The sequence below is a fragment of the Vibrio sp. 10N.261.51.A4 genome (genome assembly GCF_041471945.1).
Lineage (GTDB): Bacteria > Pseudomonadota > Gammaproteobacteria > Enterobacterales > Vibrionaceae > Vibrio > Vibrio crassostreae_C.
The window spans coordinates 1,107-1,542 of record NZ_JBFRPJ010000133.1; the positions used below are offsets into that span (position 1 = coordinate 1,107).

General features: G+C 49.5%; 1 protein-coding gene. It reads left to right on the forward strand.

Annotated elements, in window-relative coordinates; all coding sequences use genetic code 11:
* Positions 1 to 404: transposase (locus AB4384_RS23055; RefSeq protein WP_372130167.1), on the forward strand; the 404-nt coding region annotated here is incomplete at its 5' end.
* Between the last annotated feature and the right edge of the window lie 32 nt (positions 405 to 436).

The following is a 436-nucleotide window of genomic DNA, read 5'->3' on the forward strand; positions in this document are numbered from 1 at the left end:
AAGAGCGAAAAGCAGAGCGTCAAGCGTATGCCAAGCCGATACTGGATGAGCTTTACCAATGGATGACAACCCAGAAGGTGATAGGCTCTAGCCCACCAGGTAAAGCGATAAAGTACACGCTCGGGCAATGGCCAAAGCTCATTCGTTATATCGACGATGGTCACTTATCTATCGATAATAATCGCGCTGAACGTGCAATTAAACCACTGGTCATTGGCAGAAAAAATTGGCTGTTCTCTAACACACCAAATGGTGCTGAGGCGAGCGCGATGCTTTACAGCATCATCGAGACCGCGAAAGCCAACGGTCTTATCCTCTACGACTACATGGTCAAGTGCATGAAAGAGCTCGCGAAAGCAGAGCCTGATATCGACGCACTCCTACCTTGGAACTTCAAACACTGACAAGTCGCCCCGTGGGTTCATGGGGCGGATAC